The following is a 14179-nucleotide window of genomic DNA, read 5'->3' as shown; positions in this document are numbered from 1 at the left end:
ATCCGAGTGGAGCTGCCGTGCGGACCGATCCCCCCGACCCCGCTGTTCTGACCCCCGTGCATGAGCACCGTGTCGACGATGTAGACGGTCGCGTTCGAGGTCTGGACGTTGCCGCAGACCACGGCGGAGTCGTCGTTGACCGTGTAGTCCTCGCCGGACCCGGCGGCCATGACGTCGTCGCCCTGGAGCGAGGTGAACGTGCCTTCCTCCAGATCGGCGGGGGCCTGGCGGCCCTCGACCACGTGGTAGGTCAGGACCTCGGTGAGCTGGTCCTTGTCGGCGAGGAGGGCGTCCAGGTCCTCCTGCGGGATCTTCTCGAAGGCGTCGTTGCTGGGTGCGAAGACGGTGATGTCCTCCGCCGAGTTCAGCGTGTCGACGAGGTCCGCCTCGCCCACAGCGGTCACGAGGGTGGAGAGCAGCGGGTTGTTGGACGCTGCCGTCGCGACCGGGTCCTGGGCCATGCCCTCGAAGCTGCCGTCGCCGTCGGTGGGCACGTCGGCGCAACCGGGGCCGAAGTTCTCGCCGACCTCCTGCATCTCGCCGCCGGTGCCCTCGGTCTCCTCCGTACCCGGGCTCTCCTCGGCGCCGCCCGCGGCCGGGGTCTCGGCCTCCGTGTCGCCTTCCATCCCGCCGCAGGCCGAAAGGCCGAAGGCGAGGACGGCTGCGGCTGCGGTGGCAGTGAGAGCGTTCTTGCGGATCATGGTTCTCTCCTTCAACTGTGTGAACTTCGATTGACTGAAACCACTGCCTGGAGGGCAGCGTCAGCGTGGTTACTCAGCGGTGAACCGGACGCGGTGCCACCCGGTGGCTCCGTCGGGAACCGGGTCGACCCGCTCAGAGGGCTGGGTGTGGCCGGTGGAGTCGGTCGCGCGCACCTCGACGGTGTGCGGGCCGGGGTCGACGGTGGTCTCGGCGATCCACTGGACCCAGGTGTCGATGCCGGGGACCGCGGCCAGCTCGGCGGTCTCCCACTCCCCGTCGTCCACGCGGACCTCGACGGCGTCGATCCCGGTGTGCTGGGCCCAGGCCACCCCGGCGAGGACGACCTCGCCGGAGTCGACGCGACCCAGCGGGGCGGGCACGTCCACCCGCGACATGGTCTTGATCGGCGCGCGCACACCCCATCCGCGCTGCGCCCAGTAGGCCTCCTCGACGGCGAACCGGGTCAGCTTGATGTCGGTGACCCACTTGGTGGCGCTGACGAACCCGTACAGGCCGGGCACGACCATGCGCGCCGGGAACCCGTGGACGGGGGGCAGGGCCTCGCCGCCCATGCCGACGGCGAGGAGCGCGTCGCGTCCGTCCATGACGACCTCGGTGGGTGTGCCGCAGGTCCACCCGTCCCGGGAGGTGCTGAGGATCTGGTCGGCGTCGGCGTGGACGCCGGCGCGGCGCAGAAGGTCGGCGAGGGGAAACCCGAGCCACCGGGAGTTGCCCGCAAGGTCCCCGCCGACCTGGTTGGAAACGCAGGTCAGGGTGATGTCGGCCTCGACCAGCTCTTCGGCGAGGAGTTCGTCCATGTCGATCTCGAAGGGCCGGTCGACCATGCCGTGCACACGCAGGGTCCACCGCGCGGGGTCCACCCGGGGGATCGTGAGGGCCGTGTCGATTCGGTAGAAGTCGTTGCCGGGGGTGCTGAAGGGCTTCAGGCCCGGTACCCCGAGGTCGGTTCCGGCGGGCAGCGGTGCGAGGGGACGCGCGGCGGTGGGGAGGGCGAGCGTGGACTGTCCGCCCGTGTCACCGACGACCGAGGGCAGGCGCCATCCGAGGGCGCCGACGGTTCCGGACGCGGCCAGGACCCCCGTCGCCGTGAGGACGAAGCCTCGCCTCCCGGGTCCCTGCGCCGGTCCCGGAAGGGGGACGGCAGTGTTCCGGTCCCTCTCCGCGTCCGACATCCCGGGTGCGCCCGGCCCGTCCGGCTCCTGTGCCGTCGTCGGGCGGAGGTAGCCCCTTGCACTCCTGAGGAGGAGCGCGAGGGCCAAAGCCCCTGCCGCCGCGCCGACGAGCACGGGGACCGCGGCCCCCGGGTCGTCGGCGCGGCGCAGGAGCACGGCGGCGAGTCCCGCCGCGGCGAACACCGCCAGCCCCGCATACCCGACCGCCGGGCGCCGGAGCGCCACGACGCCGAGCACGGCCCCGACACCGAGGAGCACGATCACGATTCCGGAGACCAGTACGACTTTGTCGGCTGTTCCGAACAGCGAGATCGCCAGCTCCATCAGGGCCGGCGGTGTGTTGTCGACGACGGTGTCGCCGACCGAGACCACCGGTGACGCGGTACGGGTCAGTGCGGAGGCCAACTCGGCGGCGCCCAGTGAGGCACCGACGGAGAGGAACCCCACGACTGTCCCGACGACGGTCCGTCGCCTGTCGCGTGGCGGGTTTCTCGTCCCGCGTGTCTTTGTGGTCACGTGGGGTATTCGGGCCCGGCGGACCGGCGGATGGGTCGGTTGGGAACTTTTTTCCGGAGGTTTCTCTCGGAGGGCCCTGAACTGGGGTTATGTCGCGCTGAAGCGGGTGCGGTGCCACCCCTCGGCGCCGTTCGGGATCGTCTCCACCTCGGCGGAGGACCGCGTGTACCCGGTGGAGTCGGTGGCGCGCACCTCCACCGCGTGCATCCTCCGCGTACCTGCCGGCGGAGCCCCACGGGCGTTGTGGGCCCGAGGTGCGAGCCGGTGAGCGGCGTGGATCACGCCCGAGGGGGGTCGAGTGTGCCGCCGGGGCAGGGGGAGTCGCGAGCCGGCTGAACCGGGTGAGGCGGATGCACGGAAGCGGCCCCCACAACGCCTTGTTGCGGGGGTTTGCCGTGCGTGGTCACCGGAACGGGATCCGGTGCCTAACGCGGGCTCTCGTTCCGCTCTCCCGGGGTTTCCGGTCCGGTGGCGCGCAGCTCCTCGTTGATCCGCTGGGCTTCCTCCAGCTGGTCCTCCAGGATGATGATCCTGCACGCGGACTCGATCGGTGTGCCCTCGTCCACGAGTTCGCGCGCCCGGGCGGCGAGCTTGAGTTGGTAGCGGGAGTAGCGGCGGTGCCCGCCCTCCGAGCGCAGCGGCTCAATCAGTTTGGCCTGACCCAGGGCGCGCAGGAAGGCTGGCGTGGTGCCGATCATCTCGGCCGCGCCGCCCACGGTGTAGGCGGGATAGTCGTCATCGTCGAACCGGTCACCGGTGTCGGGACGGGGCAAGTGCGTGTCTTCTTTCTCCTGAACGCACGTCGAGGGCCCCAGCGCGGTACTGCGCTGGGGCCCGAGAGTTTAATACCACCTACCGGCTGCTGCCGGTCTTCCGCGGCCCGAGGTCAAGCTGGCTCGGGATTGCGGGGATCGCGGTTGTGTGACCGTGGACCACCTTCTTCCGATTCAGGGGCCTGCGGTACCCGAGCGGAACTTCCCACACCCGGGCGATCCTGATGGCATCTACTCCTCTCGATCTCATTTACGTGCACTGCCTTCGCCTACGGTCCTGCCGGCTCCCGACGCCGTACAACCGTGCGCCGGTCGAGCCCTCCTGCGGTACTTCTGTCCTACCGGCTCCCGGTGTCTTGAAGCACGTGCACACCGTCGAGCCGTCCTGCTTTACTTCTGTGCTGCGATCCTGCGGTACTTCTGTCCTGCGGTGCTACCGGCTCCCGGCGCCGTACTGCCAAGCGCGCCGGTCGGGCCTTCCTGCGGTGCTGCGGTCCTGCGGTGCTTCTGTGCTGCGGTCCTGCTGTACTACCGGCTCCCGGTGCTGTGCAACCTTGCTCCGGTCGAGCCCTCCTGCGGTCCTGCTGTACTACCGGCTTCCGGTGCTGTGCAACCTTGCTCCGGTCGAGCCGTCCTGCTTTACTTCTGTGCTGCGGTCCTGCGGTACTACCGGCTCCCGGCGCCGTACTGCCAAGCGCGCCGGTCGGGCCTTCCTGCGGTCCTGCGATCCTGCGGTACTTCTGTCCTGCTGTACTACCGGCTCCCGGTGCTGTGCAACCTTGCTCCGGTCGGGCCTTCCTGCGGTACTTCTGTCCTGCGATCCTGCGGTGCTACCGGCTCCCGGCGCCGTACTGCCAAGCGCGCCGGTCGGGCCTTCCTGCGGTACTTCTGTCCTGCGATCCTGCGGTACTTCTGTGCTGCGGTCCTGCTGTACTACCGGCTCCCGGCGCCGTACTGCCAAGCGCGCCGGTCGGGCCTTCCTGCGGTGCTGCGGTGCTGCGGTACTTCTGTGCTGCGATCCTGCGGTGCTACCGGCTCCCGGTGCTGTGCAACCTTGCTCCGGTCGAGCCTTCCTGCGGTACTTCTGTCCTACCGGCTCCCGGTGTCTTGAAGCACGTGCACACCGTCGAGCCGTCCTGCTCTCCACCGGCGTATCCGGTGGTCCAGCCGTGTGTCTCTGTGGCTACGACAGGAAATGTAGCAGCGCGAGAAAGACATGTCTACTCCAGCCGCTACAAGTTTCCGATCGTGGCCGGGGAGGGTTTCCCGGAGGTCCGGGATCGCCCGGCAGCCGGCGTCTTCCACGGCGGGAACGCGTGGAACGGAAGCCGGCGCCCCTGCGGCCCGGCACCCGCGCCGCGCAGGGGCCGGAACGGCAGGAACCACGAAGAGGGCAGCCTGGTGGATCAACCATTCATGCCGGTTCAGACTCCTTCCCCCTCGCCCGATTCCCGGACATCCCCCCTCCGAGCGGCCGGTATCACGCCAACCGGGGACGGGGCGGTCGGTTCGGCCCCCCGGGTGCTGGAGGATGTTGCCGGTACGCCTCCCTCAACGATCGGAGTTCCCCCACATGGCGCGGAAGACGCCCATCACCGTGGTCGCGCTGATGGTCTCGGGCAGCCTGCTGCTCAGCGGCTGCACGATCACCGCGGACATATCCGACTGGTGGTCCGAGACGTTCGGAGACGCGTCGGGGCCGCCGACGGTCAGGGAGGAGTTCCCCTACGTCCGCGAGGGGCGCATCTTCCAGGACACCGGTCAGGACACGGAGATGCACTTCGCGGTCACCGGCCTGGAGCGCACCGACGACTACACCGTCATGTACTACGAGGTGACCTACCCCGACGAGTTCTCCGGGCCCAACCGGAACCTGAGCATGGCCGACACCCTCGTCGACCCGCTCAGCGGCCGGGTCTACCGGCAGTTCCTGGACGACGGGGGTCTCAAGTACGGCTCGGAGAGCCCGAACGAGGACGGCCTGTACCCGGTCCACGACGGCGTCACCAACGAGTACGTGCGCTACTTCCCCCGTATCCCCGACGAGGTCGAGCAGGTGACCTTCGTCGGCAGCGGCCTCGGCGCGATGACGGGTATCCCCGTCCAGGACGTGGAGGAGGAGCAGCCGGACCCGGAGAACCCCAACGGTCCCGACCACCTCAGCCTGGACAACCCGCCGCCCCGTGGCGAGAACCTCACCTTCGTGAACCGACGCCCCGACGAGGACGCGGTGGCCGACGAGGGCTGGGTGCAGAGCTTCGTGGACTCCGAGATCGCCTCCACCACCCGGGACGGAGACCGGGAGATCATCTCCCTGCACTCGGACGTCATGTTCGAGTTCGACCGCTCCGACCTGACGGCGGACGCCGAGGACGTGGTGCGCAGGGCCGCCACGACCCTGGCCTCGAACGTCGACCCGGACGAGCCGACCATCACCGTCATCGGACACACCGACGGCATCGGGGACGACTCCTACAACGACACCCTCTCGGTCCAGCGGGCGGAGAGCGTCCGCGACCTGCTCGCCGAGGAACTGGGCACCGACTTCACCCTGGAGGTCGAGGGCCGGGGCAAGCGGGAACCGGTCGCCCGTGAGGGAGGCCCCGACGACGACGAGGCCCGGGCCCGCAACCGCCGCGTCGAATTCTCGTACGTGTTCAACACGACGGTCGAGGCGACAGAGGAGGAGGAGTACGACGACGACGGGCTGGGCGTCGCGCAGCGCAACGTCACCTGGCCGGCCCCGTACGACGCCGACCCCGGGTCCGTGGTGGCCGAGGGCGAGCTGGACGGGGTGCGCCTGGAGGTCTACCCGCTGCGCCGCGACGGCGCGTACGTGATCGGCACGGTGGCGCTGACCAACACCACGGACGAGCCGACCATCCCGGACATGGGCGGCCAGGAGGCCGTCCAGGCCGGTGGTCCGGAGCAGTTCAACAAGGGCACCCTCGGCGGCTTCCAGCTCCTGGAGCCGGAGAACGGGCTGGTGCGCTATGTGGCGCAGATGGACTTCGGGGAGGACCGCTACAGCAGCTTCGCCGAGGAGGTCCACATGCTCCAGCCGGGCAACACCTACAACCTCGTCGCGGTCTTCCCGGCTCCGCCGGTGGACGTCGAGGAGCTGACCCTGCGGGCGGGGCCGTTCGGCGAGTTCGAGGAGATCCCCGTCGAGTACTAGGGTTGCCCGCCGAAACGGGGCCGCCGGGGCCCCAGGTGCCCTTGAGGCTTCCTGAGAGCCCTGGGAATCCCGGGGCGGAGCAGAGGTCCGGCCAAACCCCCGGAAACCCGTGAGGGGCCGTCAGCGCGACGCTGGCGGCCCCTCGCCGTGTGATCGGGCCTGTCGGGTTCCGTGCCGGCCCCGCCGGGCGGAGTCCAGCGGCCACGGGGGGCGGGTCCGCACGATCCCGCGCGGACCCGCCCCGAGCGGTCAGCCGCGGACGCCTTCGGCGGCCTGCATGACGATGCGCTCCAGGTCCTCGCGGGGGATCTCCTCGCCATAGGCGACCACGGTCACGTACAGGTCGCCCGGCAGCGACAGGTACAGGTTGCGGCTCGAACCGTCCACGGTGCCCACGTACTCCAAATCGCCGCCCAGGGAGTCGGACTCGTCGGTGTGGTAGCTGTCCACGTCCACGTCGATGTCCACCTCCCAGTTCATCTCCTCCTCGGCACCGGGCACCTGGACGACGTCCGGGTTGGTGCTCGGGTCGGCGTTGGCCGTGAACACCAGGGTGAGGGAGGGAGCGCCTGCTGTTCCGCTTCCGTCGCTGAAGGAGCACACGACCTGCTCGGCGTCGGCGATCCCCTCCACCGGGCCGATGTCCTCGGCGAGGACGGGGCCGGGGGCCAGGTCCCCGACGGCCTCTGCGGCCCCGGCTGCCTCGCACGACTCGGGAAGCCCGTAGGACGAGGCCTCCTCCTCGGCCTCCTCCTCTTCCCCCTCCCCGGGGCTGGGGCTGGCGCTGGGGTCCTCATCAGGTGAATCCTCGCCGTCTCCGGAGAAGAAGCTGAAGTCCATGTCGAAGTCGTCGGTGTCGACCACGTCGCAGCCGACGAGGACGAATCCGCCGACGACGACGGCGACGACGGCCGTGCCCAGGCACGACAGGGGAGAGGACGGGAGCAGTCGCATGGGTGGCTTTCGGTTCGGGGAGCGCCGGGCGGACGGGAGTGGCGCCGACGGGGGACACACGGAAACCTAGCAAGTTCCCCGTCTCCCCATCGAGGGGACGCCGTCGCGGCCCCGCCCCGGGCGCCCGGTCGCACGGGGCTCGGCACCGGGCTCCCGGCAGGGGGTCGCGGCAACGGAATCCGTGTGTGTTCCCGGTAGGCCGGGACCAGAATCCTGCATAGGCGACACCGTTGCCGAAAGAAGTCCTTTTTGTTTACTTATGGGGCAAAACGGTGAACGCTTTCTGCTTCTGGTGGTTATAGCGTGTGTCACGCTCCACCCACGCGAAACCTTCCCGCATCCCGATTTCCGAGGCACGGAAAGCCGATCCCCCGATTCCCACAACGCGCGCCCTGATCCCCGACCTCCTGTTCCGCCCTTCTGATCTCGGCTTCTCCGATTGCAGCCGTTCCTTTCAGGCCGGTCCCGACATCCCGGGCCTCCGGTTGCTGCCCGGGGCCGTGCAGTGCCCCCGTCCCCTGTCCCCCGTGTGAACATCTTCGAGAGTGAGACCCGACCATGCTCGACGCGGACATCCGCCTGGAGTGGTTCGTCTCCTTCCTGGCCGTCATCGACACAGGGAGCTTCGTCGCCGCAGCCGAGTCCACCCGCAGGTCCCAGCCGCGTGTCAGCCAGCACGTGGCCGCACTCGAACGCGAGATCGGTCAGCCCCTGTTCGACCGGAAGAAGCGCCCGGTCCGCCTCACCGAGGCGGGCGACGCCCTCGCCGCCCAGGCCCGCAACGTGCTCCGCGCCCTGGAGTCCGCAGAGTCCGCCATGGCCCCCTGGCGCGGCGGTACGCGCGGCATCGTCTCCCTCGGCTCCTACCCGAGCGCCAGCGCCGCGTTCGTCCCCGGCCTCCTCAAGAACCTCCTCGCCGAGGACCCCGACGTCAAGGTGGTCCTCGTGGAACGCTCCACCCTCGAACTCGACGAGGCCCTCGCGGGCGGTGGCATCGACCTCTACCTGCGCCCGATGTCGCCCCGGCCCGCGTCCCCCTCCGTCACCAGCCTGCCCTTGTGGTCCGAGCCGCTCGTGGTCCTGCACGCGGACGGCCACCCCCTCGGGAACGTGCCCGACCCGGTCCCCGTCGAGGCTGTCGCGGCCCACCCCATCGTGTCCATCGGACGGCTCGACGCCCCGGAGACCTCGGAGTTCGAGTCCTACCGGGTGTTTCAGGAACGGGGTATGCAGATCGATCCGATCCAGGCCACCAACCAGCCGCAGACGCTGGTGTCGATGGTTGCCGAGGGCATCGGGGTCGGTGTCACCAACTGGCTGGCCGCGTCGATCTCGGACACCAGCGGGGTCAGGATCAGACGCCTGGAAGGGCCGCCGGAACGCCGGGTCGCGGTGTGCTGGGACTCGACCCGTCCGCTCACTCCGGCCGCCCGCAGTGTCCTGCGGACCATCACGGAGCAGCCGAGCCCCCGAGGCACCGTGAAAGTCATCGCGCCCCCTAAACGTTCAACAGGCACAGTATTCACTTCTTGAATACCGCTATCACGGAATGGGACTTAACGCCGAGGTTGCGCGGATGTAGCCTCAACCACGCGAAACGGCGGAGGGGATTCCGACCGGCAAGAACCGTCATCCCTTCCGAGCCTCCCCTTTTTCACTCTCCGCTGCCCTGTTCGTGGTTGGCGACAGCCATTCCTCGATCTTTCCTGGTAGGTCGTGGTCCACCGGGGCCGGGAGGGTGCCACCCTGCGTGATCGGAAGAAGTCCATGCCTCGACTTTCCCAGTTGTCCCTCGCCGCGACGTGTTCGTCGGTGCTTCTGCTCACCGCCTGCACCGGGGGCTCGACCGTCGACGACGACGTCGAGGGCGCCGACGCGGGCGCGGGTCCCCTGACGAGCATCAACGCCGGTTACGTCTCCGCGATCGACCAGATCGGTCTGCCGATCGGCACCGAGCGAGGCCTGTTCGAGGAACGTGACCTCGATGTCACCCTCGCCGAGCCCTTCCCCACCGGCGTCGACGCGATCAACGCCCTGGAGGCGGGTGACGTCGACATCGTCCAGGTCGGTACCCCTGCCATCGCGGCCGCGCAGGAGGGCGCCGAACTCAGCCTGATCGGCAACTACACCGGTTCGGCCACCCAGCGGAGCATCGACGAGACCGCGGCGATCGTCGCCGCCGAGGGCTCCGAAATCGACCCCGAGGACCTGTCCACGCTGGAGGGCAAGTCGATCGGTGTCTCCGTCGGCTCCATCAACCACCTCTACCTGCTCGGGCTGCTGGAGGACCTCCGCATCGACACGGACGACGTCGAGCTCGTCAACACCGCCCCGCCGGACATGGCCGTGGCCCTGGAGACCGGCGGCATCGACGCAGCCGTCATCTGGGACCCCTGGCCGATCACCATCACCGAGCAGGTCGAGGGCTCGGAGACCGTCCTGAGGGGCGGCGGCTACATCCCGTTCATCGGCTACATCGTGACCACGCCGACCTTCCTTGAGGAGAACCCCGAGGCCGTCGAGGAGTTCCTCGCCGCACGGGCCGCCTCCGACCAGTGGATCCGGGAGAACCCCGAGGACGCGGCGTCCTCGGCCGTCCAGTGGCTCACCGGCACCGAGCTCGGTGTTGCCCAGGAAGCCATGCAGTACAACGTCGCGCAGCTCGACCCCCGTTTCTCGGCCTGCAACTACCTGGCGCTGGACACGGTCGGCCAGCTTCTCGCGAACCAGGGCGAGATCGATTTCGACTTCGACATCAACGACTACTTCGAGCCCGGCCCGATCCTGTCGGTCATGGAGCAGAACCCCGAGCTCTTCGAGGACCTCACGGAGATCCCCGATGCCGCGGCCGTCGAGGCCGAGTACAACTTCGTCCGTGAGATCGCCCAGGAGTCGTGCTCGGTATGACCCCCGACCCTGTGCCCGCCGCCGGGCGTACCGCGCCCGGCGGCCGGGTGGCCCGGAGGGCCGGGCGCGGCCCCGGGGCCCGGTTCGTCGGACCCGCGCTGTGGTTCACGCTCCCGTTCGTGGCCCTGATCGCCCTCTGGGCCGTGACGGTCGAGCTCACCGGAGTTCCCCGGCGGATCTTCCCGCAGGTCGACGACGTCGCCGCCGCACTGGCCGACATGGCGGCGAGCGGTGAGCTCGCCGAGCACCTCGGGGCGAGCCTGTACCGGGTGCTCACGGGGAGCGCCGTCGCCATCGCGACCGGACTCCCGTTCGGTGTCGCGCTCGGCGCCAGCCCGGCCCTGTCCGCGTTCTTCTCGCCCCTGCTGCGGTTCTCCGTGGCGCTGGCGGGGATCGCGTGGATCCCCATCGCCACCCTGTGGCTGGGCTACGGTGACGGCGCCGTCATCTTCATCGTGTGGAACGCCATGTTCTTCGCGCTGGCCTACAACACGATGCTGGGCGTCCGGCGCATCCCCACGTCGTTGCTGCGCTCGGCCCGGTCCATGGGCGCGACCCGGTGGCGGATGTTCTGGGAGGTGCTTCTGCCGGGGGCGCTGCCGAGTGTGGTCAGCGGGCTGCGGATCGGGCTCGGCTACGGCTGGCGCGGCCTGGTGGCCGCCGAGATCATCGCGAGCAGCGCCGGCCTCGGGTACGCGCTCTTCCTGGCCCAGAAGACCTTCTCCACGGACGTCATCATCGCGTCGATGGTCGTCATCGGCGTCCTGTGGCTGATCATGGACCGGCTTCTCCTGGCCCCGCTGGAGAGGCGCACCATCGAACGCTGGGGCATGACGGGGGGCGCGCGATGACCGCGACCCGTGAGAGGGGAACACCGCTCGGCGCCCGCCCGGAGGCCCGCCGCGCACCCCTGACGAGGCGGTGCTGGGCGGTACTCTCCCGCAACAGCGTGTTCCGCACCCTCGGGCCGTTCATGCCCGTCGTGGCCCTGTGGTGGCTGGTCGCCGAGGCGGGGGTCTTCCCGGACGCCTTCTTCGTCGGCCCCGACAGGGTCGTCGCCGAGGTCGGCGACCTGCTCCGCAAGGGCGTTCTGCCCGGCTACCTGTCGGACTCCCTGACCCGGCTGGGCCACGGGGTCGGGTTCGGTCTGCTCATCGGCCTGCCGATGGGTTTCCTGACCGCGATGTCCCTGCGGGTCCGCAAGGCCGTCTGGCCGATCCTGCTGTTCTTCCAGGCCATCGCGGACATCGCGTGGCTGCCCATCGTGATCGTGTGGTTCGGCTTCAGCCTGACCTCCGTCACGTTCGTCATCGTCTACACGATCGTCTTTCCGCTCATGCTCAGCGTCGTGGCGGGGGTCGAACAGGTGCCCGGCGAGCTGATCCGCGCGGCCCGCAGCCTGGGCGCGGGACGCATCAGGGTGTTCGTGGAGGTCCTCCTCCCCGGGGCTCTGCCCGCGGTCGCGAGCGGTGTCCGCACCGGGCTCGGCTACGGATGGCGCGCGCTTGTGGCCGCGGAGATCATCGTGGGCACCAGCGGTATCGGTTTCATGATGTTCGACGCCCGCCGGGTCGGGGACGTCAGCCAGGTCTTCCTGGGCATGATCGTGCTCGGAATCCTCTGGTACATGCTCGACGCGCTCATCCTGGCGCCGTTCGAGAAGGCCACCGTCGAACGGTGGGGGATGGTGCGAAGCATGGAGGGTGACGGATGACCGCACTGGTGATCGAGAACCTGAACAAGGTCTACACCGACGCCTACTCGGGGGAGGAGGTCACCGCGATCGGTGACGTGTCCTTCGCCGTGGAGCGCGGTGAGTTCGTCTCCGTCCTCGGCCCCAGCGGCTGCGGCAAGACCACGGTGCTGAACACCGTCGCGGGCTTCGTCGAGCCCACCGGCGGCGCGGTCGAGGTGGACGGGAGCCCGGTGTCCGGTCCGGGGCCCGACCGCGGGGTCGTGTTCCAGAGCCACGCCCTCTTCCCGTGGAAGACCGTGCTCGGGAACGCCGTGTTCGGCCTGCGTATGAAGGGCGTCGCGCGCGCCGAGCGCGAGCGCCGCGGCCGGGAGTACCTGGAACTGGTCGGCCTCGGCGGCTTCGAGCGCAAGTACCCGCACGAGTTGTCCGGCGGCATGCAGCAGCGGCTCGGCGTCGCCCGGGTCCTGGCCAACGAGCCCGCGGTGATGCTCATGGACGAGCCGTTCGCGAGCATCGACGCGCAGACCCGGCGCAGGCTCCAGGAGGATCTGACCCGGATCTTCGAGGAGCGGAGACCGACGGTGTTCTTCGTGACCCACGACATCGACGAGGCGGTGTTCCTCTCCGACCGGGTGGTGGTCCTGTCCGGTCGGCCGAGCACGGTCCAGGAGATCGTCACGGTGGACCTTCCCCGTCCGCGCACCTGGCGCGAGGCGGTGGACCTCCCGGAGTTCCGGGACAAGGTCGCCCGGATCAACGACTTGCTCTCGGGCGTGGCGGCGACGGGGGGTGGGGCCCGTGTCGACTCGGACAGCCCCGTCGACGTGGGCTAGGGCCCTCAGGAGCACGGCCCTGCGCAGGATCGCGGTGGTGGCCCTGGCCGTGCTGCTGTACCAGGGGTGGCTCGGGTTCCAGGCGATCGGCAAGGCCGAGCCGGGGCTGGGCGACACCCCAGACGAGCGCGGCAGGTTCGACGTGGACGTGGTCCTCGGGTTCGTGCCCGAGCGGTACCACATCCTCCGACTCCAGAACCACGGGCGCGTCGCCGGTACCGACGACATGGTCGTCCACCTGCGCGGAGTCTCGCCCATGGGGGTGGACGCCTTGGCGCGCGAGTACTGGATCGACGCCCTGGTCGCCCCCGAACCCGAGTAGGGCCCCGTGAACCCGTCGGCTCCGCCCACACCGGCGCGGACACCCTCCGGTGCCCCTGACAGCGTCGGCGGTCGCCCGGCGGCCCCGGGGCGGAAGCCCGCGGAGACCACCGCACCGGATCCCCAACACCGCGATCCCCACACACCCCATGCCGGCGTGAGACCGTCGGCCGCAGAGTCGGAGGAGCCATGGAAGGCCAGCACCCGGGCACCGAAGGGAGTCGGGGCGACGCGCACCGCCCCCGCACGGTCGTCGTCGTCGGCGGTACGAGCGGCATCGGCGCGGCCATAGCGGAGCGGTTCGTCGAACGCGGCGACAACGTCGCCGTGGGCGGACTGCGGGCGGGTGGCGCTCCGCCCGCGCTCCGTGGGCGGGCTGCGGTCTCCGAGGTCGACGTGACCGGGGGCGCTGCCCTGGAGGCCTACCTGGGAGGGTTCGCGGAGATCGACGCCCTGGTCAACGCGGTCGGGATCATCCGGCGCGGGGACGAGTTCGACCCGGTCGTGTTCGCCCGGGTCGTGGAGGTCAACCTGACGTCCGTGATGCGCGCGTGCGTGGCCGCCCGTCCTGCGCTGGCCGCCTCGGGCGGGTGCGTGGTCAACATCGCGTCGATGCTGAGCTACTTCGGCGGTCCGCTGGTGCCCGGCTACAGCGCGAGCAAGGGCGGCATCTCGCAGCTCACACGGTCGCTGGCGGTCGCGTGGGCGGCGGAGGGCATCCGGGTCAACGCGGTCGCGCCGGGGTGGATCAGCACCGACCTGACCGCGGGGATCCGGGAGGACGACGAGGCCGAGGCGCGCATCCTCGACCGGACGCCGATGGGCCGCTGGGGCCGTCCGAGCGAGGTCGCGGGCGCGGTGGACTTCCTGTGCGGGCCCGACGCAGGGTTCGTGACGGGCGCGGTCGTGCCCGTGGACGGGGGGTACCTGGCGGCCTGACCGGACCACGCGCGGTCCCGGACGCACGGTGCCCCGGATCCCGCCGGCCGGATCACGGGCGCACACCCCCGCGTCACAGGGGCGGCGCGGCTACGGAACCGCGTGCCACAGACGCTCCCGGGAGCCGCCGCCATCACCCGGCCACCCGGCGGGGCGGACAGTTCCCC

General features: G+C 70.1%; 12 protein-coding genes. 8 read left to right on the top strand and 4 right to left on the bottom strand.

Translation table 11 applies throughout. The features are described from left to right. The 3 genes from ACFWTE_RS14635 to ACFWTE_RS14625 all read right to left on the bottom strand — a co-directional run. Positions 1-701, bottom strand: a 701-nt coding sequence (locus ACFWTE_RS14635) for a fasciclin domain-containing protein (RefSeq protein ID WP_378779875.1), incomplete at its 3' end; no start/stop codon positions are given. Positions 702-770: 69 nt separating this feature from the next. Then, complete coding sequence (locus ACFWTE_RS14630) at positions 771-2420, bottom strand: molybdopterin-dependent oxidoreductase (RefSeq protein ID WP_378779877.1); 1650 nt, start codon at positions 2418-2420, stop codon at positions 771-773. Positions 2421-2836: 416 nt separating this feature from the next. After that, positions 2837-3184 carry a MerR family transcriptional regulator gene (locus ACFWTE_RS14625; protein WP_378779874.1) on the bottom strand — a complete coding sequence of 116 codons (348 nt, stop codon included), beginning with the start codon at positions 3182-3184 and terminating at the stop codon, positions 2837-2839. Between the two features lie 1573 nt (positions 3185-4757). On the opposite strand from ACFWTE_RS14625, the gene ACFWTE_RS14620 reads away from it, so the two are divergent. Continuing rightward, positions 4758-6362, top strand: coding sequence for an OmpA family protein (locus tag ACFWTE_RS14620; protein WP_378779873.1), 1605 nt, complete (start codon positions 4758-4760; stop codon positions 6360-6362). A gap of 249 nt (positions 6363-6611) precedes the next feature. On the opposite strand, the gene ACFWTE_RS14615 is transcribed toward ACFWTE_RS14620, so the two are convergent. Then, positions 6612-7316, bottom strand: coding sequence for a hypothetical protein (locus ACFWTE_RS14615; RefSeq protein ID WP_378779872.1), 705 nt, complete (start codon positions 7314-7316; stop codon positions 6612-6614). A 558-nt stretch (positions 7317-7874) separates the two neighbouring features. Here ACFWTE_RS14615 and ACFWTE_RS14610 point away from each other — a divergent pair. The 7 genes from ACFWTE_RS14610 (at position 7875) to ACFWTE_RS14580 (ending at position 14012) form a co-directional block, all read left to right on the top strand. Beyond that, positions 7875-8849: a LysR family transcriptional regulator gene (locus tag ACFWTE_RS14610; protein WP_378779871.1), complete on the top strand. Its 975-nt coding sequence runs from the start codon at positions 7875-7877 to the stop codon at positions 8847-8849. A 234-nt stretch (positions 8850-9083) separates the two neighbouring features. Further along, positions 9084-10223 (top strand): ABC transporter substrate-binding protein, encoded by a 1140-nt coding sequence (locus tag ACFWTE_RS14605; protein ID WP_378779870.1) that lies wholly within the window; start codon positions 9084-9086, stop codon positions 10221-10223. Beyond that, entirely contained in the window at positions 10220-11074 is an 855-nt protein-coding gene (locus ACFWTE_RS14600) for an ABC transporter permease (protein ID WP_378779869.1), read from the top strand. Before ACFWTE_RS14605 ends, ACFWTE_RS14600 begins: the two co-directional genes overlap by 4 nt. Continuing rightward, positions 11071-11937 (top strand): ABC transporter permease, encoded by an 867-nt coding sequence (locus tag ACFWTE_RS14595; protein ID WP_378779868.1) that lies wholly within the window; start codon positions 11071-11073, stop codon positions 11935-11937. The genes ACFWTE_RS14600 and ACFWTE_RS14595 overlap by 4 nt, the downstream gene beginning before the upstream one ends. Next, the gene (locus tag ACFWTE_RS14590) at positions 11934-12752 is read left to right on the top strand and encodes an ABC transporter ATP-binding protein (RefSeq protein ID WP_378779867.1); all 819 of its coding nucleotides are present in this window, start codon (positions 11934-11936) and stop codon (positions 12750-12752) included. Before ACFWTE_RS14595 ends, ACFWTE_RS14590 begins: the two co-directional genes overlap by 4 nt. After that, the gene (locus ACFWTE_RS14585; RefSeq protein ID WP_378779866.1) at positions 12718-13074 is read left to right on the top strand and encodes a hypothetical protein; all 357 of its coding nucleotides are present in this window, start codon (positions 12718-12720) and stop codon (positions 13072-13074) included. Before ACFWTE_RS14590 ends, ACFWTE_RS14585 begins: the two co-directional genes overlap by 35 nt. A 188-nt stretch (positions 13075-13262) precedes the next feature. Next, a complete protein-coding gene (locus tag ACFWTE_RS14580) occupies positions 13263-14012 on the top strand; it encodes an SDR family NAD(P)-dependent oxidoreductase (protein ID WP_378779865.1) in 750 nt (249 codons plus the stop codon). Positions 14013-14179 lie beyond the last annotated feature (167 nt).

Source organism: Nocardiopsis sp. NPDC058631 (assembly GCF_042716955.1).
GTDB lineage: Bacteria > Actinomycetota > Actinomycetes > Streptosporangiales > Streptosporangiaceae > Nocardiopsis.
This window is presented reverse-complemented; position numbering and strand designations above follow the sequence as displayed.